Source organism: Phocaeicola sartorii JCM 17136 = DSM 21941 (genome assembly GCF_054653615.1).
In genome coordinates, this window is record NZ_BAAIFW010000005.1 from 1,681,517 (window position 1) to 1,705,579 (window position 24,063).

A 24,063-nucleotide genomic window follows, 5' to 3' on the forward strand; every position below is an offset into this window, starting at 1 on the left:
TTGGTTTATTCTATTACTTTACGGAGCAATGCCTCCATTTCATTCTTGAAGATTCCCGCTTCATGCACTTTCACGCCGTCCACATAGAAGGTGGGGACGTAATAATAATCGTACTGGTCGGCCAGTTCGGACTGTTGGGTTTCTTCTATCATTTCTATCTCTATGGGGCGGAATTCGGGATGTTCTTCTTTCAGTTCTTCAATGTAGCGCAACGCTTTCTTGCAGAACGGGCATCTTTCCTGATAAAACAATTTCACTGGTTTCATGATGGGTACATATTTTTAGGTTTATATTTCTTCGCACACCGGCATATCCATCCCTTTTTAAAGGGTAGTGTCAAAGATAACTTCTTTTCGTTACTTTCACAAACAAACCATCCGGCTTTTTGTTTCACACTGTTTTTTCTTGCTATAAGGTTGGATGCGGAAATAATTCAATTGGCATTTTTCCCTTCTCCGGTTTCTTTTTTCCGGTTTCAGCATCTTTTTCTTGCTTTTCTTTCTTGTAATCTCTAAATTTGAAACAGAGTTGAAAGAATCGTTAACTTAATGATAAATTTGTTTAATTTATGTAGGACGTATTCTTGAATCAGTTCTAAAGACAGGGGATAATGAATCACTTAAAAGGGAATAGATTATGAGTTTATTTTATAAAGAAGAACACACTACTTGTTATCATTACACAATGCTTGCATCTGCAAACTTTCAGATACTTCATTTTAACGTGAGCCATTTGCCGCAGCTGATAGAGGTGGACCGGTCGGTATTGATTTTCCTTTTGTCCGGCGAGGCGCGGGTTACTTGTAACAACTATAGAGACCGGCATCAGCGTGAGGGGGAAATGCTGCTGCTTCCCTGTAACAGTTGCTGTTACGTTAAAATAATAAAAGAATGCACTATTATAAGCTGCTCGTTTCTGCCCAACGTTGATTTTTGCAGCAGCTTTTCGTTCCATGATCTGGCCAGGTATATACCGGAAAATTATAGCTATGATTTTCCCGTGCTGCCTGTACGCGAGAGGGTGGCCCAATGCATGACCTTGCTGAGGCAATGTTTGCAGGATGGGGTGAGTTGCGCTCATTACCACACGTTGAAAGAGCGGGAACTGTTCATCCTGCTGCGTGCCTATTATAGTAAGGAAGAGCTGGCGGTCTTTTTCTTTCCTTTACTGGGAAAGGATGTGGACTTTAAAGATATGGTGCTGATGAATTACCGTTCTGTCCGGCATATCAATGAATTTGCGGAATTGGCCCACATGAGTACGGACACTTTCAAGCGTCGTTTTAAAGATGCTTTTGGCGAGCCTGTGCACAAATGGATGACTCAGCGTAAAGCGGAATTGATATACAGGGACATTGTGCTGGGACAGAAAACATTTGCGGAGATATCTATAGAACATGACATGTCCTCGCAAGCTTATTTGAGTACTTTTTGTAAACGGCATTTTGGCGATACACCGCAGAATTTGAGGGAAAGCAGTTCGTTTGATACGGTTTTAAATTTACGAACTTAGTCTTGTTTGCGCTGAAATTGTAAACCTTTGCACCAAAATGATAAGTCTTGCTTGACTGGAAACAAGTAATTTTGCCGGCGGGGAATAGAAAGAGAATCGCATCGTCTTTTCTTAGGTGACATGAGGGTCTCTGATAGACTGTTCGGATCTTTCTCCAGACTATAAAATACGGTAAATGAGAAGAATTTATATTGTTTCAGTGTTAGCGGTTGCGCTGTTTGTGGTCAAGACATCGGCGCAGAATACAGCGGTCAAAATCAATGGACTTTACGGGCTGGCTACGACTTTGAATGCCGGTGTGGAGATGGCCTTGAATGATCAAATGACTGTGGAACTGGCTGCCGCCTACAATCCTTGGACCTTCAGCGGCGGCAAGAAGATGCGCTTCTGGCTGGTACAGCCCGAAGCGAAATACTGGTTTTGTGAAAAGTATGAAGGACATTTTGCCGGGGTTCATCTTCATGGGGCGCAATATTTCGGAGGATTCGGCAAGAAACGTTACGATGGTTATCTGGCGGGAGGAGGCTTCACTTATGGCTACGACTGGATACTTTCCCCTCACTGGAATCTTGAGGCGGCTTTGGGCATAGGCTATGCTCATCTTTGGTATAAGGAAAGCGAGCGCATTCCTTGTCTGAAATGTTATGAGCGCAAGCGTAAGAATTATTTCGGACCTACCAAGGCGGCGGTATCCATTGTTTATCTTTTTTAAACTTGATGTGGCGTATGGGAAAGAAGAAATATTTATATGGTCTGGCTTTAGGGCTTGTGGCAGGAGGATTGTTTGCCGGATGTGCTGTCACCGGACAGCCGTTGTCAGAGAGAAGAATGACCTCCGGCCCGTATATCCTGACGCCTGACAGCACCAACCGGCTGCAACTGGATTTTGTCTTTCATATTCCGGAAAACTATATAAAGAAGAGAAACCGGCTGATTGTCACGCCGCAATTATGTCATGGATCGGAAGTGAAAGAGGAGTATCTGCCGGTGGTGCTGGACGCGCCTGTCTTCCGTCAGAAAATGCTTCGAAAGCAAGTGCTGGAGCAGGAGACCGATCCTTATGAGGCATGCGTACGGAAGCCGGAACGGGGAAATCAAGCCTTTCACTTGCCTTACAGGCAGACGGTACAGTTGCCCGAAGGAGTGGAGAACGGACGGATAGTGGCGGTGGTCACTACAGATGGATGCGGGGCTTGTACAGGGTTGGATACGGTTGAGGTCGCCTTTGTTCAGAATCTGGTCCCATTGACGGAGGACACATGGCGTCTGCCGGTTGAAAAGCGGGAGTTTGTGGTGCGTCCCAAAGTAAGGGAAGGAAGTGGGGAAGCCCGGTTACAGTTTGCTATCAATCAGTCGGATATAGACCTGTCAATGGGGGATAACCGTCAGGAAATGGAGGGGATGCTTCATACCTTGCAGCCGATTGTGGAGGATACGCTGGCGGTGCTTGATGCCGTCACTATCACAGGGCTGGCTTCTGCCGACGGTTCGTCAGCATACAATACGGCACTGGCACGTAACCGTGCTCTGTCCGCAAAGAATTGGCTTGCCGGAGAGTTGGATCTGGATGCTGCCGGGCGGCAGGTGTTCCGTGTCAGCTCCCGTCCCGAAGGGTGGCAGCCGGTACTGCTGGCCATGACTGCCGCCGGAGACAAAGACTCGGTGGCGGTAAAGAATATACTGGAGACTTATGGAGACAAGGACGAGGATGTGCACGAACGGTATATCCGCCGCCTTCCCTGCTGGAACCGTATCAAGAAAGAGTATTTACAAAAGGACCGGAAGGTGGCTTATATCTATACATATACGATGAAAAGTTTTACAACCGATGCTCAGTTGCTTGCTTTGTACGAGTCTCGTCCCGATGCTTTCAATGAAGAAGAGTTGTTGCGGGTAGCGGCTTTGAAAAAGGGCGGGGAGGAAAAGATGGAAGTATATCGTACCATTCTTACCTACTTCCCCCAGTCGGAAGCGGCGGCTAGTGATTATGCCTCTATTTTGATCAATGAGGGGAGATTGAAGGAAGCCAGAGAGGTGTTGACCTCCTTGGCGAAACATTCGCCCCTGGTGACAAACATGCTGGCGGCTACCCATGCGTATGCCCATGATTATGAGAAGGCGGCGGAGCTGCTTCAGAATATCGACTTGCCTTCTGCCAAATACAACCTGGGGCTGGTCAAGGCGCGTCAGAGGAAACTGCATGAGGCTTATGCGCTGCTCAAACCGTTTGTCGACCTGAACAGTGCCATCATAGCGCTCAGTGTGAATGAGAACAACCAGGCGGAGAAAGTGCTGGAGCGGCTGGACGACGAGTCTTGCAAGGCGGAGTATGTCCGTGCGCTGCTGGCGGCCCGTTTACATAAGAGGAGTGAGTTTTACAACCACCTGGAGGCGGCGTGCCGTGACAACCGTCTGCGTAAGCGTGCGGTCGATGAGCCCGACTTTGTACCCTATAAAAAAGACAACCGGTTCAGGATGCTGGTTCATAGAAAACACTAAAGACGGTTAGAGAGGATGAAAAAGATGGTTGGTATGCTTCTTGGGTTGATGCTGGTGTGCTGTTCGTGCCTGCGCGATGAGATACGTCCCTGTCCGCCTTTGCAGGTAAGCATCGGGGTAAAGGACAAGAACTATTTCAATGTGGACGATGTGGAAAGACAGGGGCTTGCCTCCCGGCTGGATGAGGATTTGCCTTTCCGTAGCTATGTATCTACGCTTTACTGTGCTTTGTATGAGCTGGAAAGTGGCGAAAAGGTGGAGGTGAAGCCTCACATGGAGGTGGACAATGAGGAGAAGATACAGCGGATTACCTTTTCGGATCGGTTGCCGTTTGGTAGGTACCGGATGGTGGTATGGGGGAACTTGCGTGACGAGCGTCCGCTGGAAGGCGATGCTACCGATGCTTGTCTGGAAGAGCACGACGCCTCTTTGCAGGATATTTATGTGGCGGCGGACACGCTGGAGTATGGCTATGCCGCCTACCGCCATACGGTGGAGCTGGAGAGAACCAAAGGAAAACTGATTGTGTTGGCGGAGAATATGCCTTTTCCGGTGGCAGCTTCGGTCAAGGAGGTCAGCCAAGTGTATAGTTTTGTGCAAAGCGATTTGCAATATGACGAGGCGATTACCCACCGGACGCATACGCCGTGGGAAGATCCGTACCGGATGCTCACCGAAACGCTGATGGGACCTTCCGTAGAGGAGGACCGGTCGGTGTTGGAAGTGGACTTTCTTCCGGAAGAACCCGGAGGGGGAAGGGCGTCGCCGGAAAATATCCATATCACGATAAACCGCAATGAACTGGCGGTGGTGAAGTATGTATTTACAGGCAAGGGGTTTGAAATATACGTATTGGTGAACGACCGGTGGGAAGCGCAACATAATATGGATATAGATTGACTATAACAGTTCATTTCATTTATAACTAAAAAATAAAAGTATGAGAAAAATTAATTTGTTCAGTGCCGCTGTATTGCTGGCACTGGGGGCATCTGTTGCATCATGCAGCGATGAAAGTGGTCTTGTAGACAACTCGAAAGTGGAAGTTCCCGAACTGAAAGGGGAGCAGGAAGTGGTGTTGAAAGTAGCCAGTGCGGGCGATGGACTGGTGTCTCGCGCAGGACGTCCTCTGTATAGCTCGGAAGCGGCTCAGAAGATTGACAAGGTGAAGATTGTCATTGTAAAATGTGCACCGGGTAATCCTGCTCCTACTTACACTGTAGTTGCCTCAAAGCTGATAGAGGATTGGATGAATGTCAGTCAGGATTATGCCACAGGAGGACACGGAAAGCAGTACACATGGAGATTGGGTGCGGATGAAAAATTGGAATATGATGAGAGTTCGCAGGATACTTATATGGTATATGCCATCGGGTACACCAATGCCGGATTGTATAAGACTTCATTAGATAATTTTGAAAATTTAACAACTGGTGATTTTAATTGGGTCTCCTCTGCATTAACAGCTGAGAACTTGGCAGCCCTTGATTTAGGAGAAGAAGTCTTTGCCGGTTCTTTGGAAAATCTGACGATAGACAAAGAAGGAGGTTTCACCATTAAAACGGGGGGAGAAAATGTATTGACTTTGCATCGCCAGGTATCGGGTATTACCGGTTATTTCACTAATGTACCTACTTTCCCGGCTGGAAAACAGGGAGATGTTTTAGGTGTGAGTGAAGACAATTATCTAGCTTATACCAAAGGTTTGAAGCTTCAGTTGGTTTCTTCCAATGCTAATGATCAAATTATCTTTGCCGGTTTTAATTCAAGTTTTCAAGAAACAGGTAAAGATGTGAAGTATATCGTGAATGGTTCACAGTCAGGAGAATGGAATGATAAAAATAGTGCCCTTAAAACTAAATTTGATGAGCCTAATCAATCTATCGGTGCTTACAAAATCTATGAAATAAAATTGGAATCTTGGTTCCCCCAAGGAGATACTTCTAAAGACGGTTATCTAGGTACGCTGGATGCTTATGATGAGCAAGGTAACCCTAATGATAACTGGGTAAGCCCTTATGGAAGTGGAAATACAGTTGATTTCCGGCCGGGTTCTGTCTTTGCCGGTAAGTTCGTGATTCCGTTTACCAAAGTACCCAACACCAAAACATTGGAATTGCAGTTGGTGGCAACTAAGGAATTGCCGGCTACTGCTAGTGCAGGCGATGCCACTTCTTTAGCAGACAATCCTATTGTAGCAGCAAATACCATCATCAAATCATGGAGAATCAATCTTTCTTCCACTGATGAACAGCTAGGTACTACCGCTGCCTCCAACCATGTGGAAGTAGTACAAAAGGATGGTATTCCAGCTGTACTTACAGGCAATAATTCTGAGGAAAAATTCGATTCATACAGTATTGTCCGCAACCACCTGTATGGAGTCGGAGTGAAATCTACCGACGGTTACGATCCCGACAAAGACAAACCGGAAGATTTGTCTAAAGGCCAGACTTTGATTCTGAAAGTCAATGACAACTGGGAATTGATACACAAGATGGAGATTGAATAATCCGTCCCCTTTTTGAAACAGGTTTTATGGTATCGGAAGAAGCTTTTTCTTCCGGTACCATGAATTCTATAAAGAAAACCGATTGAAGAAAGATACCATTAGCCGAAAGTTACGAATGAGAATATTAGTCTATATCCTTATGTATGGAGTCTTACCCTTTGTATGCCTGTCTTGCACAGAAGACATTCAGCCGGAAAAGGATAAGAAGCACGAGGCCGTGTTGTGGCTGGACTTTGGAGCGGAAGGAGCCGGGAAAGGCGGCCGCAGTGTCTTGTCCAGTGCCGAGCCGTTGCAGCATGTCACCACCGCCTGTCTGTATATCTATAAAGGAACCGGGGATGATGCGTCGCTGGTGGCTTGCGAGAATTTGGGCTGGATAGAAGGGACTTATACGAAGAAATACAAAATACGCTATATGCTGGAGGAAGGACAAAGCTATACATTGATGGCGGTAGGAATGGACAAGGAATCGGCTACTGCTTACCAATGGCCGGCGTTGCCGGACGAACCGTTGCCCGGTGATGTGAAGCTGGGAACTTCCAAAGCCGTGTTCAATGAAGCGGGAGGGGCAACCCTCGCTAACCTTGCGAAATCCGAGTTTTTTGTGGGAACGGCTCTCGCTGTTTATCAAGGAGGAGTGCTCATGCAGCAGCATACCGGCAATGCCGACACCGGCAACGAAGTGCGGATAGAAATGAAACGCCGCACAGCCGGTATTCTGCTGTATGTGAAAGATATACCTTGTACCATCAATGGAAAAAAGACCACCCGCATGGAACTGGTACTGGGCAGCCAGCAACGCAGCGAACTGGTGCTGCGCCGTAAAGAGGCTTCCACCTCCACCCCCGAAGAAGTGGTCTTGGAGGAAACCGGAGCCACCTTTGCCTCCGGCAGCGAGAACTTGATGAACATCCCTTTCCCCTCCGAAGGCTATGTGGAGAACGGCACGTACCAGATTGCGCCTCCCGCCCCGGGAAGCGGGGTGCAGCGATTGCCCAATACCCTGCTGAAAGGCGTGTATCTGTTACCCCTTGAAAGAGAAAGCGGCGCCACGGACGCTACGCTGACCTTGCATATCTATGGAGAAAACGACAAGCTGCTGAAAAGCTTTCCCGTGCAGGAGAAAGACGGAAAGGCAGTATTCGATGTGGCAAGCAACCACATTTACAGCATCGGCATCAAATGGATGGATAACAACACGGAGAACGATGCCCCCATCAGTTTGTCGGGAGATAAGATCATCCTCGATGTAAAGGACTGGGAGGAAGTGACCGACGAGGTAATCTTCCCCAATCCCGATGCGCTGGCAGGACTGAAACCGGAATTTAATCCGAATAACTATATTTTCAATTCCATAGACCACACCGACATTATCATTAATGCCGTATTGCCGGATGACAACACCGACAATTGGAACGTGACGATACTGAATGTGGGTGCGGACGAGCAAACGACGACCAACTGCGACTGGCTATGGATACGGCCTTATGGTTCGGAGGATAACTGGGAGCACAGTTATTCCTCCCCTGTGCCTACTTCCAAGAAGATGGAGCTGTTCATGAACCATTATGCGGTGAAAGCTCCGTATGCGGAAAAACCGGCCGGAAGCATTACAGCCGATGATATCCGGCAGGATTACCGTACCGCCCGTATATTGCTGACTGCCGGTGGGCATTCTTACACCTTGAACATACGCCAGTATAATGCCATCACCGTAAAGTATTGGAATGAGGAAGAAAAGAAGGATTATTATGCCGGTTTCTCTCGCTTGGATTATGGGGATGAATATGATAGGGAGAGCGGAGAGAGTCTGGGCAAAGCCGAAGTGCATGGCTGGGGATATTTTGAATCAAAAAACGACCTTTGTTATGTAGGATATAAGTGGAGTGACTATGATGGCTTGACAAATTGGGAAAATATAGAAAAAAAGGATGCATGGAAGAGTGTTTGGAAAGGATCCGCCTTGCAGATCTGTCATCATCCGTTTAAGGAAGTCAGCGGAAACGCCCTTGTGGAATCTACCGCGCAAGATGCTTGCTGGTTCTTTCCTTCTATCGGGGAGATGGCCGGACTTATCTCCATGGATAAGCCACTCCGTCCGGATAATCAGGAGGTATTGAACCTGCGGCGGGATGAGTATTATTGGAGCTCTTCTCCGGATGGAATAGGGTATGACTCTTATCGTATCAAGGCGGACGCTGCCGGAAAATGGGAAGATGTGGACAGAGGGGGCAGAAATGGGTGGAACGGCCCCTATATCAATCTGCATTATTTGCGGCAGGCATGTCGGTTGAAGTAATCAGGATGTAAAAAAGAAAGTGGAAGTAAGGATATGAAGAATGGAATAATCGGCAATCCGGTGTTTGGGTTGTGCACACTGATACTGTGGTGTCTTGCATTTACTTGCTGCACGGACGACTGCATGGAAGAGACCGGAGGCAGCAACTATGCGCAAGGCAGGGAAGTGGCGGTTTGCCTGGTACAGGCGGAACAGCCGGTCATTGTTACCCGTGCGGCAGGCGGAAATGAAACAACCTTGGAAAATGTGGCGTTGTTCATATTCAAGGCCGATGGCATCCTGTTGTCCTCCTTGTCGCAAAACCTGAACGGAGCGAATTTTGTCAATTGTTATTTGCCCGAAGGCAGTGCTAAAGTCTGCGCGGTGTGTAATGCCGAAGACCCTGCCGCCCTGATAGAGACGGTAAAGTCTGCGGGAGGCACCGAACAGGCTTTCCATGACCTGACTGTCACTACGGAAACCATAGCGGGTGTATATCGGGAAGGGTGCTACGTCATGTCGGGGAGCACCACCGAGAACGTGTCGGTCACCAATATCGGCAACCCCAAGACCATCACAGTTCCCATGGTCCGCCTGGCGGCTTATCTGGATTTCACCATCCGATTTGATCCGCAGATGCCGGGCGAAAACTTTAAAATCAGCAAGGTGACAGCCTGCAACCTGCCCCGCAGGAGTCGGATTGTGGAGACGGAGCAGGTCGATACGCTGGTGTCCTGCACAGAGGATGCCGTCTATCAAGATTCCCAGACCGGTGCGGCTGCCGATTACTTCTCGGAGCGTCTTGCCGTCACTCGCGACGCGGTGGATGCGGATACCTATCGCACCTCCCTGCGCATGTTTGAAAACCGGAGGGGAGGGATTACCGACGAAAAAGGAAACACAACCTATTGGCCTGAACTGGTCGCTGAAAAAGATAAATGGCTGCGGCAGATTCGCAAGAAGAAAGTCATGGAACAAGAAGGATTTCACGCGGCCACTTACCTGCTGATAGAGGGCGTGTACGAACAGAACCAGCACACGGTTTATGAAGTGAAGTATTATGTGTATGTGGGAAAGGACAATTACAAAGACTTCAATGTCCTGCGCAATCACAAATATACGTGTACCGTCACCATCCGTTCGGTGAATGAGGTAGATAGCCGGATTGAGTCCGGTCTGATTTCCGAAATGAGCATCTACCCCTCCCTGAAGGACGACGAGAAGCTGGATGCGCATTGCAATGCCACAGAGATTTTGCTGTACGCTCCCGAAGCCTGGGAGATGGAGGTGTCGGCCCCCGACCGGACTCCGTGGCTGGAATTGTCCACTTCCGCCTGGTATCAGCCCGCCATGCTGGGAGAGCCCCATGCGCAGGGAAAGAAAGCCTCCTTCCGCCTGTCGGGCCATGCCGGGTTGCAATACGTCTATATTCATACGGATGAGTATGTGCCCGATTTGGACAAGCCGGAAGATAATATCCACCACCTTGCCGACCGGCAGGGAACCATACGCTACCGCTCGGGCGACAAGGAGTGGAAGACATACACTGTCACCCAACAGCCCGCGCAGCTGGTGGTGCTTGAGATGTACGACGCCAACAAGGTGCAATGGATAAAGGATGTCTATTATGTGGAGCGGAAACTGGAGAAAAAGAACATAGAATGGGGCTTTCTGACGTATTGGAGCCTCACCATGGACAACCTGATTTCTACCGGACAGTGGGACGGGCTGTCCAATACCCGCAAGCTCTACCAGATGGCTCTTTATGGAGACAAGGAAGCGCCTCCCGGCTGGCTGGCCGATTTTCCGGGTGACGAAGAACCTGCCTATCCGGCTTATACCGCAACCGGCATCTTGCCCGATGATGTGGCGGTGGGCTATGCCGTGAACAAGAACCGCGACCGCAATGGCAATGGAAAGATAGATTACGATGAGGTGTTGTGGTATATGCCTGCCATCTGCGAGTTGCAGCAACTGTATGAAGCCCTGAAAAGCTATTCCGGCACGGATGCGCTGTTCGATTCGTCTACCGAGAAATTCCATTCGTCCACACCGTCGGCGGCAGGACCCGATGCCGAGAACCCCGGGCGCATGTATTACCTGAAGATGGCGGATGGCGACCGTTCGCTGGCCATGCGTAACCGCCAGTACAATGTGCTGTGTTGCAGGCGGCGGGGCGGATGGCGAGGCAATGAGAACGCAGGGGGCGGAGGAACGGTGGAACTGCCGGACGGTGGATGGAACGAAGACCATGATGTGTTACCCAAGTCTGTTACTGAAAATAAATAAAGATAGAAAATGATGAAACCTGTTTGTTGGATCGTTGGAATAATGATTCCTTTCTTGCTGGCGGCGTGTGAAGAGAAGCGTCCGCTTGCCGGTGGGGGGGAACCCGGCTCATTGACTTTCAAGGTGATGAACCGGACAGGGACGGAGACGGTTGCCTCTCCTTCGGTGGGGCAGGGGGTACGGCTCTATGTGGCCGACCGCCGTCCGGAGATGAATGACTGTCCGCTGTATTGTCCGCAGGAGTGGCGTTACGATTTGACCACCGGCGGCGGAGCGGTCACTTACACGTTGAGTGATATGCTTCCCCAGTGGTATAAGATGGCTTTTATCTGCGCTCCGCAGTTGGACGGTGTGTTCCCGTCTATAGAAGACCATGATTTTACTCATTTATATATTGATTATTCTCCCGTTCTGCAGCGTAAGGTCCAGCAACCTGCTGAAGATTTAGCCGTGTACAGACAGGTGATGGACCGGTGGCTCAAGGCGGGGGAAACGGCATTGACGGAGGATGTCGTCCTGTCCCGTCTTACCGGAAGGCTGGTGATTGACATGGGGATTCTGAAAGACCAGTTCGAGCATCCGGTGGAAAAGATAGAAGTGCGGTTGAGCGATATCCTGTCCCGTCTTTACCTGCGCGATGAGGCGCAAGGGCTGATTCTGGCGGACCATCCGCAGAATTATGTATATGGCGGCGAAGCCGTGGAGTGGGACAGTGACGCCCCTTACTCCATCTGCATGAACCTGCTGCCTCAGCAGCTGACGGGCGGCTCCATTCACGTATTTTATGCCGACGAAAGCCTTCCACCTTCCGTCTTTCCTTTGGTCGACGAGGAAGGCCAATCCTTTGTTTCCGTGAAGCGCAATACCATCACCACCCTTTATTTCAACGGTATGGAAGATTCCGAATTTGAAGTGCGTTATGCCGGGTTCAATGAAAACGACGCCCACATCGGTGTGGACGATGACCGATGGGACGGATGGCAGCCTTTTGATCATCCGGCAGCCACCGGCGAAGCGGAGGGGGCATATATCATCGACTATACCGTGGGCGGTGGAACATCCTTGTCGGCCCGTGCGGGGGGGATGCCCGACCGCCGCATACAGTCGCTCATTTATTTACTGTATCAGAAACAGCAGAAAGAGGAGTACCGTCTGGTCAAAAAACGCCGGATTCCCGACATTCCCGGGTCCTGTTGGCCGCTGAGCCGTGAAAACGGGATGACTTGGGCGCAGCGCGAGGCCTTGAAAGACACACTGGTGACAGGCCATGCGTACAGGGCGGTATTTGTAGCGAATACCGACAACCATTTCCTGGCAGACGGTGTCACCGCCGAGCAGGTGCTTTTTCAGGTGGATTTGCCTGTCGGCGAAAACGATGGCAGTCTGTATTCGGACGCGCGTCTGGTGCTTCCCTCCCGGGCTTTTACGGACGAGAACATGTTTTACCTGGCGGTGGCGGACATTGTGCAGGATGCTTCCGACCCGCACCGCGTGCCTAGCAATTGCGGGGTCACGTTGCAGCGGATGGTCACGCGGACGGATGTGAAATGCAGTTCTGTGCCCGGAGATGATGCGCTCGGAACGCTGATCCAATCCGGAGTCTATGTCGAACTTCTGCAAGCGGGCGGCGCGGTACACGATGGTTACCAGGCGGAGGTTTCCAAGCTGCTGGCTGATGGGTTTATGCTGAGTGGGGAATTTCTTATTCAAACAGGGGAGTTCAAGAATTTGGTTAAAGAGGGCTTGAATGCCGTTTTAAGTACGAAGGAAGGAACGTCTCCCGACGCCATGACGATAGGCGGACGGATACAGGCCGGGCTGCTGGCCGATTTGAAATCCTCTTCTCCCGCCACGTTACCGTGCTTTGACTGGACATCGGCGCAGACGGCCACGATAGGTTATGCGGAAGGTACACGTGCCAATGAACTCAGTTTTGACAGGGTGGCGGCCTACAATGCCGCTTATGACTCCCGTCCGGCGGTTTATCCCGTAACGGAAGGGGCTTTCTCCATCTGTTCCTTGGGGTCCAATCCCGGGGAGACCGCCCAGAACCGACTGGTTTCAGTGACCTTGAATCACGGGGTCTTATTGGCCGGCATCCCCGTTCAAACCAACCAAGGGGGTAACGAGTGGTATGAGGTGCAATGCCAGCCGTTTGCCGAATTACATTATGAAGGTTCGGGAATGAGCGTGCCGGATGGGACCAGAACCTTGAAGGTGACGATTGACTGGGAGGCCGTATTGAATTTAGAGCATGAGGTGCCTCCTCCGTTAACGGGCTATGAAGCGTTCCGGACGGCACTGGATGCTAAAATAGCCGAAGTATATCCGGGCAATACCCTGAACAGGTTCCAACTGGCATTGCCTTATCCTAACCTGTCGGTTCAGGACACCTATCGGTGGGTGCACAGCTGGACGACAACCAAGATTAATCAGTAAAAACGAAGATAGATGGATAAAATGATCAACTTACTGAGTGTGCTGTTCTTTTGTGGCATTCTTCTTGCCTCTTGTCAGGACGAGGAGATACCGGCATATTCCGATGTGTCCAGAGCCGCTTCAGATACTAAAACTACATATACCGGGGGAAGCTTGAAACAAAATGCCGATGGCACGTGGCAGGCGAGTTCCCGTGTCCCTCTGATAGGTCCCGGGCGCATTGTCAATCTGGTAGGAAACGGCTTGCTCAGCGCCGTGGGTTCGGGAGATTGCAAACTGGGGAATCTGATGGATATTGACCTTACGAATGCGGCGTCTTTCAGTGGATCGCTGCTGGCGGTGGAACTCGGTGTTCCGATTGTTTCCGTCAAAGATATGTACCGCGTGTACAAGGCCGGACAGAAAGCCGGATTCATTTACCGGCCGAATGCCCAAAGCGGCAAGCTCTTGGGAGCGGAGGTATTGAAGGGCTTTTGGCTGGAGTTTTATAGAGAGGGGGTAAAGGTGGGTTCGGCCGCTTCGGGTGGCGGCTCGGGAGGAGTGCTGGGCCTGGACTTGCTCACACTTCCATCTACCGGAAAGGGGGATTTGGAGTGTGAGATTGCCGCTACTTGTGACGCGGATTTTGATGAGGTGAGAATGGGGACGATCAAAGTGGATGTGAACCTGCTGGATGCCATTGAGGTATGCTATGCATTCGTGGGGGATAATCCCGAAATTCCGGCGGTGACCGGAAATTCTTGGTTTGATGACGGGGCAGGACTCAGTGTTCCCGATAAATTTAATGTGGTAGATGCGGAGAATGTGATTGATCCGGACAAACATGCTACGTATGAGGATTTTATTGTGAGCCCTTCTCATTCAGTGACGGTGGATTTCGGAAAAGATATTCCGGCAAATTACGAGGTAGGTTTCTATTTTAAAGGATCTGAACTCCTTGGCCTGGATGTGCTTGCAGGCAGTACATCGCTTTCGTCTTATTCATCGGAAGGAGAAAAGTTGCAGACAGCGGGCGGCAACCTGTCTGTGTTAAGTTTGAAATTATTGTCGGGTGGCCGACAGAAAATAAACATGGTAGCCCAGAATCCTTTCCGGCGGGCGAAACTTCACTTACCGGGGGGAGTGAAAATAGGTGGTGGCGAGATTTACAATGCCTATCTGCGTAAACCGGTAGAGCTGGACCCCACCAACTTCTTCTCCATGGCCGGGGGGGAAACCACACGGAATTATTATAATCTGCCTGTGCCGCAGAAGGGGACTGTGACGTATGAGCTGGTGGAACAGCCGGCAGGCGCCTCGGCCGCTGTCTCTCCGTCCGGTAAACGGGTGGTGGGCATGCGTGTGCTGGGCGATTACAAGATACGCGCCACGTATCGTATCCACATAGACGGCACCGAGCATCTGGACAAGGAACTGGTGCAAGAGGTGGTGGTGACAAAAACGGTGGCTGCTGCCACCACGTGCAACCAATGGATTACCCATACAAGCCGTGGGGCGGTGGTCACTTCACCGGTGGATCATGGCAGCGGCTGTCTGCTTTGTCTGCCTTTGGGAACGGAAGGGGTGAACAATATCGTGGACGATGATTATACCAATTACCAGACCTATACGGGCTTGCTCGATTTGGCGTCGAATATTCCCGTGACAGCCATCCGGATGGATACTCCCGTCACTCCTTCGCAGGAAGGCGGCAGGGTGCGTACCGGCTTTGTGCTGCAAGCCTCGAAGAAGTTGCTCAACCTGGGCGCGTTGCAATTCTTCCGCATCCGGCTGTACAAAGGCAATACGGAGGTGGATAAAGGAACGGCCGATGAAAACGCTACGGTATCAGTGGGGTTGCTGGGCAGTGATGAAGGAAAGATACGCTATAGCATAGAAACCGACCGGGAGTTCGACCGCATCGAACTATGGACTTCGGGAGTGCTGGATTTGGGACTAGTGAAGCAGTTGCGCATCTATGGGGCTTTTTATGAGCCGGCTGATGCGGCGGACTGTGAGAACCTGTCCATAGGGGATGCCTGCATGGAGATGATGAATCCCGTCAATGCAGGGCTGGATATTGACTACGAGCATCTGGAACTGGGTTTCGGCCTCTTGGGAGTAGGCAATGTGTTTGCCGACCTGGAGCATATCCTGGACGGTGACAAAACATCCGGTGCGCTGAGCAATACTACCTTGGGACTGCTGTTGGGTTCCACCATGGCATTGCGCTTCCATCCGGTAGAGGGTAATCAGACCGTCGGCGTACTGCTGAAAACCACCGGCTCCATAGCGAATGCCGATGTGATAAGCGCCATGACGGTGAAACTCTTTCACGGTTCGGTGCCGATAGCCGACACCGGAACAGGGGGAGTGGCGGATGTCGATGTCATTTCGCATGGAGGATATACCACCATCGAACTGACCCCCTTTACCACGGTGGACCGGGTGGAAATCACCACCGGTTCGCTCTTGTCCGCTTTGAAGGACGCCAAGGTGTGTGGTGTGTTCCTGCGTCCCGATACGGACGGGGACGGCATTCCCGACTGTGCGGAAGACGAAGGAGAGGACGAGTCGGAAGACCTTGCCTATGTAGGCATATCCGAACATCAGTGCGAAGCGCGTGACGCTGCCGGAGCGAGGACAGGCAAAGGCACGGTGAGCGTGTACGTGTCGGGCGGCAAGCCGGGTACCTCCTATACCTTGTTCTATTATGCCGTGGAAGGTGTGGAAGCCGACGGACAGCAACGCACGGTGACGGTCCCCTTGCAGGAGAAAAACGGGAAAAGATATTTTGAACTGGAATTGCCGGTGGGTGAGTATTATATAGGTATAGGAGATGCCTCTCCGCAGGGAAGGGCGGTGTATAACGGTGCTCATGCGGTGGTGCATCCTCTGCAGACTCTCTGGCTGGGGACGGTGGATACCGGCTGGAACACGTGGGGCAATTGGTCGGAAGGCAGTCCGTGGGGATGTACGGATGTCATTATCCCGTCTCCTTCGGATTCCCCGGCGATAGCGTGGTTCAACGGACAGCATCCCGACGCCACTCCGTTGCGTTTCGGAGGGCGTTATCCGGTATTGGCGGAGCAAGCCGAAAACCAGTGTGCCGGCATTCATTTTGAACCGGGTGCCGAGGTGGTGCATACCCATCGCCTCACGTATGACGCCGCCTGGGTGGACTTTATCCTGCCGGGAGGCGGTTACCGTTTGCTTTCCGCCCCGTTGAAGGAGATGGCTACAGGCGATCTGTTTGTGGGGACACCGACGGGCGGCACTTCTGTGCCCGATACTTATTTTACACGCTGGACGGATGCCAATTATCCGGTAAACCGTTTCTATCCCCGTATTTACCAGCGTTTCTGGAGCAAGTCCACTTATGGGATGACCGCTTCCAACACCCCCACAGCCGTGGGACCGGGAGAAACCCATTGGACTGCGCCGTTCAATGCCGTGCGGCAACGCTATGACATGGGTTGCGGTTTTTCCGTCCGTCCCGGCGCCGAGACGGACAACGGACAGTACACTTTCCTGTTGCCTAAATACCATTCCCAATATTGGTATTACAAACCGGACGGAAATCCGACCTCCATTTACGAAGACCTGTCGGTAGCCACGTCGGACGATGCAGCCATCCGGACGGGGCGCGGCGGGCGTTTTATCTATGAACCGGAAACAGGCACGCCTGCCATGCCGGTATCCGTCGAACTGAAGAATGAGGCAGGTACGGACTTCCTGGCGGGAAATCCCTTCATGACCCATGTCAACATCGCCCGTTTCCTTGCCGGGAACTCCGCCTCCGTGGCTTCAATCAAACTGGAGGACGGAGCGGGAGGATATGTCTCGCTGAGGGCCGATGGCAGTGGCGGGGTGACTTCCAGCGACGGACAGACCTATACCTCCATCGCCCCCCTGCAAGGTTTTCTGGTGGAAGGCAAGGGAGAAACCCGGACGTGCGCCATCACCTATACGGAAGCCATGCTGGAATCCGGTGCCCTCACGGCAAGGGCGGTTCACCGTTTCGTCACACCGGGAAGCGGCGGAAGCCTGTGTATCACCGTCCGCACGCCGGGCGGAGGTTCCTCGTCTTGTCTGGTAGAGATGGATGAGCGTGCTTCCGATGGTGTCCGTCCGGGCGAAGATACTCGGATATTGCTTGACCGTACCACGGGTGGCAGGCGGGTTGCTGTTTATACCCTGTCGGAAGGACAGGCGTTGGACATACAGCGGTTGGGAAGCGGTTCGGGATGCATTCCGGTAGGAGTGTACTGTGCGGAAAAGACGGAGGTCACGCTTTGCCTGGACGGTACGGGGCAGTGGAACAACGGCCGATGGCGCCTGGTGGATACCCGCGATGGCAAGAGCTATATCCTGCGTGGCGGGCTGGAGCTGGCAGCCGGTGGCATGCATACGGACGAGAGACGTTTTTATTTGGAGAAAGTGAAGTGACGGTTACATTAAAATCAGAAGAGTATGTATTTGGGAAAGATCAGTTATTATGGGTGGATGCTTTGTCTGGCAGGATGGCTGCTGGCAGGTTGTAGCGGTGAGAATATGCCGGAGGAGCCGGAAAGCGGAGAACGGGTGCTGGAGTTTGGGGTGCGAAGTCAGGATCTCACGACGCGGACGGTGCTGTCCGGTCCCGATGCCGTGCAGCATGTGACCCGCGTACATCTTTATATCTTCGATGGTGTTTCGGGGACAGCCCGGTGTGTGGCGTCGGAGGAGGTGGACTGGCCTCATTGGGAGGGTGCCGATGGGGGACTGCCCACCCGGGACCGGAAGCATGTGTTGCGCTACAAAGACTTTATGCCCGGCAAGGAATACACCTTCCTGGCGATAGGGCTGGACAATACGCGCCCGTCGGCAGAGGATATACGGGAGGATCATTCCGGGGCCACTTATCAGTTGCCTCAAAGCATATCCGTCGGTTCCACGCTGAAAGAGGCCAATGCGGTATTGGCGCCGGGCAAGGGAAGACAGGACATTGCCGGTTCCGAACTTTTCGCAGGCTCCCTTCCGTTGAGGCTGGAAGACTTTGTCAAGGGACGTCCTGTCATCGACTTGTATCGCCGGGTGGCCGGGGTGATGGGCTATTTTGTCAATATCCCTGCCACTATTGAGGGGCGGAAGGTGGGCGCCTTGCAAGTCAGGCTTTATACCGGTCAGAATACGCGGGTGCCTTTGAGGAAAGTTCCCTATAACGGCAGTCTTTTCAGCGATTACATCACTTCCCCGATGGCTTCGGATGCCGGAGGGGCGGTGCTGGTGGAAATTCCCGCTTCGGAGTTCGCCGGTTCCCCGTCCGTGGTGAACAGCCGTGGATCGTATGTATTGCCGGCGGCGGCAGCCACAGGAAGAGAAACCACACTGTCATTGGTGCTGGTGGATGAGGCAGGCGGGGAGTTGCAGCGGAATAAAGTGCGTTTGGTCTCGTCGGCCGCTCCGTCCCGCTCCGGAAGGATTGCTCCGCGGGGGGATACAGACGGGGGGACCGGCATCATTGAAGGGGATGATACAATTGACCCCGATCAGGAAAAAGCGTATCACTATCCCATCGTGGCGAATCAGTTTTATAGCATCGGTAGTAAGGATAGTCCCATCGACTTGTCCGATGCCAAAAGGGTTACCGTTACCATCAACCCGATTTGGGATAAAAACCATGAGTTGATTTTTTAATGCGGATATGTATGTCTCCCAAAGCAATTTAGTCCTTAATACGTTCAAATTATAGGCAACTCTTGCTAATGCGCAGAAAACGCATTAGCTTTATAAAGAGAAACCCTTATTCAGGGAACCCTAAATAGATCTTGTTTTTTGTATAATACACAACTTTATCGTTGTTTTTTTGTTATAATACTGTATCTTTGCAACATGGTTACGAAAGAAGATGTTGAAAAGTTTTTGAATAATTTCTACTTGAAGGTGAAAGTTTTTGGTATTCGTTTCAGGGATGACCGTGAAAAGAACCGTAATGCCATTTTTGATTTGGAAATCTCACCACGTTTAAGAGAAACGGTGGTTATGTCTTTGGAGTGGAAGGACTATTCTGAAGGCCCTATCATTGATGAATTGAATAATCATGGGGAAATGTGGGTATTTGGCAAGGATGTAAAAGGAACAGAAGTGTATATCAAAATCACAATGGGTGCACCGAACACAAATACAGTCTGTATTTCTTTTCATAAAGCTGAATATCCAATGTCATACCCATTAAAAAATAGTTAGTTATGGAAAAGAACAAACTTGGAAACAATGAACGTTACTTCTCAGAACCGAGAACAGCGACATTCAGAAAGGAACAGTTCGATTATATCCATACCGGAATAATAGACGAGAATGGTGAAATGTGGACCACTACAGAACTTGATGAAGCGAACATTAATCAAGTTTATAATCAATACCGTAAAAAGCACGGTATCCCATTTCCTGATGAAATAATCGAACTTAGAAAACACTATGGGGTCTCATCGGCAAAAATGGCAGAAATACTTGGCTTTGGCATTAATCAATATAGATATTATGAAGATGGAGAAGTCCCCAGTATTTCTAATGCAAGAAATATAATTGCCATCCGAAGCAAGAATATGTTTCTTGATTTTTTGGAAGCATCTTGTGAGACAATAGGAGAAAAGGAATATGCTAAAATATTAAAATACGTCAAAGGGATTGGGGATTATCAGAAGCCTTATCCTGTACCTTCTGTCATGACGGGATATGTATCGTTATCCTTGGTGAAGATAAAAGCGGTCATGCTGTATTTTATCAATAAAATGGATGAGATATATGTAACAAAAATGAATAAATTGTTGTTCTATACGGATTTTCTTTCATACAAGAGACATGGCTATGGCATGACCGGATTGGAATATGCCGCACTTCCTTATGGTCCGGTTCCAGACCAGTGGGGAAAGGTTTATAGCTCTATACCGGAAGTGTCAATGAATGAATGTATTCGATACGAACAGTCGAGTGGAATATTGCTTGAATCCAATGCGAATGCAAATCTCGATATACTTTCAGATATAGAAAAGGAAGTCCTGAAAGATGTATTCCATCGTTTTAAAGATATGAATGCAAAGAAAATCTCACTTGTCAGCCATGATGAGAAAGGATGGATTGATAACAGTGCTCAAAAAGGATATATAAATTACCAATATGCGTTTGACCTTTCAATGCAATGACCTTATCAAAACAGCTTCTTTACCCAATAGAAAGTTGGACACGAAAATGCCCTCATGCCCTCACTTTTGCTGTAACTGGTTTATAATGAACTGCTTATTAGTGGTGGTAGCATCCGTATTAGTGAGGGCATTGCCCTCACTAATGGATGCTTGAAAATAAATTATTCCAACTTGACTACGTGATACAAAGTACCTTTGCTGCTGGCTTTTTGGGGAATGTCCAGCTTGCGGAGAATGCGTCCGAACCAATTTATCTTGTTGATTGACAGCTTCTCACGCGTGTGTTTTTGCAGGTCGTTGAAAATCTCCATGGCGGTCAGCCATTCTGCCTTCTTCTCTATAGTAGCAGAAGAAAAATGACATTTGAATAACTGCTCCAAAGGCGAGATTTGCTCAAATTCGGTGTTGTTTTTCCGCAATACCTCCTCGTTTTCATCATTCAACCAATAGCGTTCGTTCTTATAAAGCAGCTGCATGGCTTGTGCATAGAGTTGGCGGTAGTCTATGGTGACGTTGGTGTCAATAGGGGCGGTCACCTCGATGCAGATGAAACGGCGGCTGCCGGTGGGGTCGGTGAGCAAATCCTTCTGATTGCTGGTGCCGATGAAGGAGGCGTAGCGGCGCAACTCGCGCACGCTGGTCCCGTAAGGTTTGCGCAGGTTGGCTACCGGTTTCTGCAACAGATGCTTCAGGAATCCTTGCTGGTTTACGGTAATCTGGTCGAATTCGTCCAGGTTGATGAGGAAAAAACGTCCCAAGGCACGCTCCGCTTCCTGTTTGCTGCTGAAGTCCAGACTGTCGGCATAGCCGAAACGCAGTTCGGGTGGCAGCAGGATGCGGCAATAGGTGGATTTTCGGAATCCTTGCGCACCGACGAGCAGGGGAGAGGTGCTGTTACCATGCTGGCGGTCCATCCCCCTCCAATGTGCCACCATGCCCAGAAACCAACGGTAAAAAAGTTCCTCCCAATGCGGATTGTCGCAGGGAACAAGCCGGGCGAGTGCGCGGATGCGGTCGGTGCCGTCCCAGCGGGGCAGGTCGCACAGGTATTCTTCTACCGGATTATAAAGCGGTACGAAGTCGGAGGAAAGAAAGCGGTCTATATCCCGGTCCCACACTTGCAGCCCCTCCTTCAGGGCACAAAGGGCGATGCTGTTGCGGATACGCTTTTCCATGGGCTTGAAATAGAAATGGATGGAGTCCCGTTGGCGGTATTCCACCTCGTCCAGCACGGTGTTGAAGCGGAACTCATACCTTCTTTTCAAGAACTCTTCCAGCAGGAAGGTGGCTTCCTGCTCTTTGCTGAGTCCGCCTTTCTCGCCGAAGCCTTTCATTTCCCGGTAGCCGTTGCCGAAAGTCATGCGGATGGTTTCCGTATCCGTTTCGTGAAAATAGTGCATCAGCGTACGCCGCACGGCTTCTTCTTCGGGGATGCCTGCTTTGAAACATTGTTCTATCAGATGGGGCAGCAAAGGTTCCAGTCCGTCGTCGCTCTTCCAGTTTTCCATTTCGGCCAGTGCCCTTTTCCGTGCCGACTGGTACATCAGGGCAAAGGTTTGCATACTTTTACAGCCGGGTTTCATTCGTTCCGGTGCGCTTTCGCTGCTTTGTTTCCGTTGTCGGAAAGTCTCCTCATCGGGCAGGGCAAGCGGTTGCTCTATGCAGAAAGGGACAGCGGCAGGGTTATAATACGGCTGTTCGTCCACGGTCATGCGGCAACTTTGCATCAGGTCCGGTTCCTTCAGCGTGATGCCGAAAGGGAGCATGGGCTGGTAGCAGGTTACGGCCAGTCGGTAAGCGTTGGCATGGAACAACAGGGCTTCCTGTCCGGTGGTGGGCAGGCTGCCGTCGGGGCGTGCGAAGCGTACCCATATCTTTACACTCCGTCCGCTTGAACCGCAGAAGGCGGCGAAGGTTTGTGGCAGTTGCTCTACTTGGCGTTTCACATATTCCACCTCATACAGGTCGGCGAGCCGGTTCACTTCCAGCTGTACCAGTCCGTTGTAATGTTTCATGCGTTTCTCACCCTTTTGTTTGCGGGTGTACTCCACGGCAGGATAGACGCGCGGCAGCTTGTCGATGTGGGTATAGCGGGCGGACGAGCCTTCCAGCCGGGGTAGCACTTCGCGCAGTCCCGATACATGGGCCGTTTGGGGCTCTGTCTTTATTTTCTCGAAGAATGCGTCCGTGTCGCATAGTGACAGGGTTTCTGTTCCCTGTTCTTCATCTTTTCTGATGAGTGTAATTTTCATATTTCTCTTTTGTTTGAATGTTCTTTGGTTTTATGTACCTCCCATGAAAAAGATGATGTCCTGTCGTGTGGAGAAGACGGTGTGTCGCAGAGTCTATGTGTGCATATTTTTAGTAAAGGTACGGTTTATTTCCCCATTCTGCAAGTGCTTTCCGAATAAAATGCTGTCTTTTTCTTTTCCCTTTCTTTCCTGTGTTTTTATTCTGAGTCTCAGTGTATATTTCCCTGTCTCTTATTTGTTTTCTCCCTTTTCTTTTCTTACTTTTGTATGTTTGTAATTGCTTAGCCACCTTGGTGGTTAAGTCTAACCACATAGGTGGTTAAAGTTAGTCACGTTGGTAGTTAACTCTAACCACCTAGGTGGTTAACGAATATTGAACTTTCAATCATAAAAAAAGAACAGTATGGCAATACTATTTGATTGGTACGAGAATCCTAAAACTCCTGAGCAACAAGGGGAAGAGAATATGTTGCATCCGCGTCTCCGGCTGAACGGAAAGGTGACCACGTCCCAACTCCGTGCCCGTATACAGAAACGTTGCACGCTGACGGAGACGGACGTGATAGCCGTGCTTGATGCGCTGTCACATGCCATGGGCGAGGAATTGGCTGATGGCAGGCAGGTGCATCTGGACGGCATCGGTTTTTTCCGTCCCAACCTGGTGAGCACCGAGCCGGTGACGGAAAAGACGAAGCACAAGAATACGAAGGTGAAACTGAAGGGGATTGTTTTCCGTCCTGATCAATTCTTGATGGATGAGGTGGGGAAGGTAAAGGTGCAGCGCACCCGGTTCCCGTTTCATTCCAGCAAACTGACCGATGAGGAAATTGACGCCTTGCTGACGGAGTACTTTGCGACCCATGATTTTGTGCAGCGGAAAAGTTTCCAGTTTCTTTGCGGTATGACACAAACTACGGCCGCCCGCCATTTACGCCGTTTGTGCGAGGAAGGAAAGCTGAAAAATGCGGGACTTCCCAAACAACCGGTTTATAAGCCTGTGAATGGATATTATGTTGTGAATGAATGATTTAAGTGCGTAATATGGGGGGTAAGGAGTGAGGGCATACTAAAAAAGTGAGGGCAATGCTCTCACTTTTTAGCATGCCCTCACTGTTGGTA

Annotated in this window: 15 protein-coding genes; 13 read left to right on the plus strand and 2 right to left on the minus strand. The window is 50.4% G+C overall.

Annotated features, from left to right (window positions below; genetic code table 11):
- Positions 1–5 precede the first annotated feature (5 nt).
- Positions 6–266 (minus strand): thioredoxin family protein, encoded by a 261-nt coding sequence (locus tag ACYQ0C_RS07050; RefSeq protein WP_016276859.1) that lies wholly within the window; start codon positions 264–266, stop codon positions 6–8.
- A 370-nt stretch (positions 267–636) separates the two neighbouring features.
- On the opposite strand from ACYQ0C_RS07050, the gene ACYQ0C_RS07055 reads away from it, so the two are divergent.
- The 12 genes from ACYQ0C_RS07055 (at position 637) to ACYQ0C_RS07110 (ending at position 20,692) form a co-directional block, all read left to right on the plus strand.
- Positions 637–1,512, plus strand: a complete 876-nt coding sequence (locus ACYQ0C_RS07055) for a helix-turn-helix transcriptional regulator (RefSeq protein ID WP_016276858.1) — start codon at positions 637–639, stop codon at positions 1,510–1,512.
- Positions 1,513–1,687: 175 nt separating this feature from the next.
- Entirely contained in the window at positions 1,688–2,224 is a 537-nt protein-coding gene (locus ACYQ0C_RS07060) for a DUF3575 domain-containing protein (RefSeq protein WP_016276857.1), read from the plus strand.
- A gap of 14 nt (positions 2,225–2,238) precedes the next feature.
- Positions 2,239–4,011, plus strand: coding sequence for an OmpA family protein (locus ACYQ0C_RS07065; protein ID WP_016276856.1), 1,773 nt, complete (start codon positions 2,239–2,241; stop codon positions 4,009–4,011).
- A 15-nt stretch (positions 4,012–4,026) separates the two neighbouring features.
- Positions 4,027–4,911 carry a hypothetical protein gene (locus ACYQ0C_RS07070; protein ID WP_016276855.1) on the plus strand — a complete coding sequence of 295 codons (885 nt, stop codon included), beginning with the start codon at positions 4,027–4,029 and terminating at the stop codon, positions 4,909–4,911.
- Positions 4,912–4,951: 40 nt separating this feature from the next.
- On the plus strand, positions 4,952–6,523 hold the full coding sequence (locus ACYQ0C_RS07075; protein ID WP_016276854.1) for a hypothetical protein: 1,572 nt from the start codon (positions 4,952–4,954) through the stop codon (positions 6,521–6,523).
- A gap of 115 nt (positions 6,524–6,638) precedes the next feature.
- Positions 6,639–8,822 carry a hypothetical protein gene (locus ACYQ0C_RS07080; RefSeq protein ID WP_016276853.1) on the plus strand — a complete coding sequence of 728 codons (2,184 nt, stop codon included), beginning with the start codon at positions 6,639–6,641 and terminating at the stop codon, positions 8,820–8,822.
- Between the two features lie 33 nt (positions 8,823–8,855).
- Positions 8,856–11,090: a DUF4906 domain-containing protein gene (locus ACYQ0C_RS07085; protein WP_016276852.1), complete on the plus strand. Its 2,235-nt coding sequence runs from the start codon at positions 8,856–8,858 to the stop codon at positions 11,088–11,090.
- A gap of 9 nt (positions 11,091–11,099) precedes the next feature.
- Positions 11,100–13,529 (plus strand): hypothetical protein, encoded by a 2,430-nt coding sequence (locus ACYQ0C_RS07090; RefSeq protein WP_139015994.1) that lies wholly within the window; start codon positions 11,100–11,102, stop codon positions 13,527–13,529.
- A 12-nt stretch (positions 13,530–13,541) separates the two neighbouring features.
- Positions 13,542–17,957, plus strand: a complete 4,416-nt coding sequence (locus ACYQ0C_RS07095) for a hypothetical protein (RefSeq protein WP_016276850.1) — start codon at positions 13,542–13,544, stop codon at positions 17,955–17,957.
- 24 nt (positions 17,958–17,981) lie between these two features.
- On the plus strand, positions 17,982–19,187 hold the full coding sequence (locus ACYQ0C_RS07100; RefSeq protein ID WP_016276849.1) for a FimB/Mfa2 family fimbrial subunit: 1,206 nt from the start codon (positions 17,982–17,984) through the stop codon (positions 19,185–19,187).
- 195 nt (positions 19,188–19,382) lie between these two features.
- Entirely contained in the window at positions 19,383–19,736 is a 354-nt protein-coding gene (locus ACYQ0C_RS07105) for a hypothetical protein (protein ID WP_016276848.1), read from the plus strand.
- 2 nt (positions 19,737–19,738) lie between these two features.
- A complete protein-coding gene (locus ACYQ0C_RS07110) occupies positions 19,739–20,692 on the plus strand; it encodes a type II toxin-antitoxin system antitoxin SocA domain-containing protein (RefSeq protein ID WP_016276847.1) in 954 nt (317 codons plus the stop codon).
- A 161-nt stretch (positions 20,693–20,853) separates the two neighbouring features.
- Here ACYQ0C_RS07110 and ACYQ0C_RS07115 read toward each other — a convergent pair whose 3' ends face one another.
- The gene (locus ACYQ0C_RS07115) at positions 20,854–22,944 is read right to left on the minus strand and encodes a BT4734/BF3469 family protein (RefSeq protein ID WP_016276846.1); all 2,091 of its coding nucleotides are present in this window, start codon (positions 22,942–22,944) and stop codon (positions 20,854–20,856) included.
- A 403-nt stretch (positions 22,945–23,347) separates the two neighbouring features.
- Here ACYQ0C_RS07115 and ACYQ0C_RS07120 point away from each other — a divergent pair, with 403 nt between their 5' ends.
- A complete protein-coding gene (locus ACYQ0C_RS07120) occupies positions 23,348–23,971 on the plus strand; it encodes an HU family DNA-binding protein (protein WP_016276844.1) in 624 nt (207 codons plus the stop codon).
- Positions 23,972–24,063 lie beyond the last annotated feature (92 nt).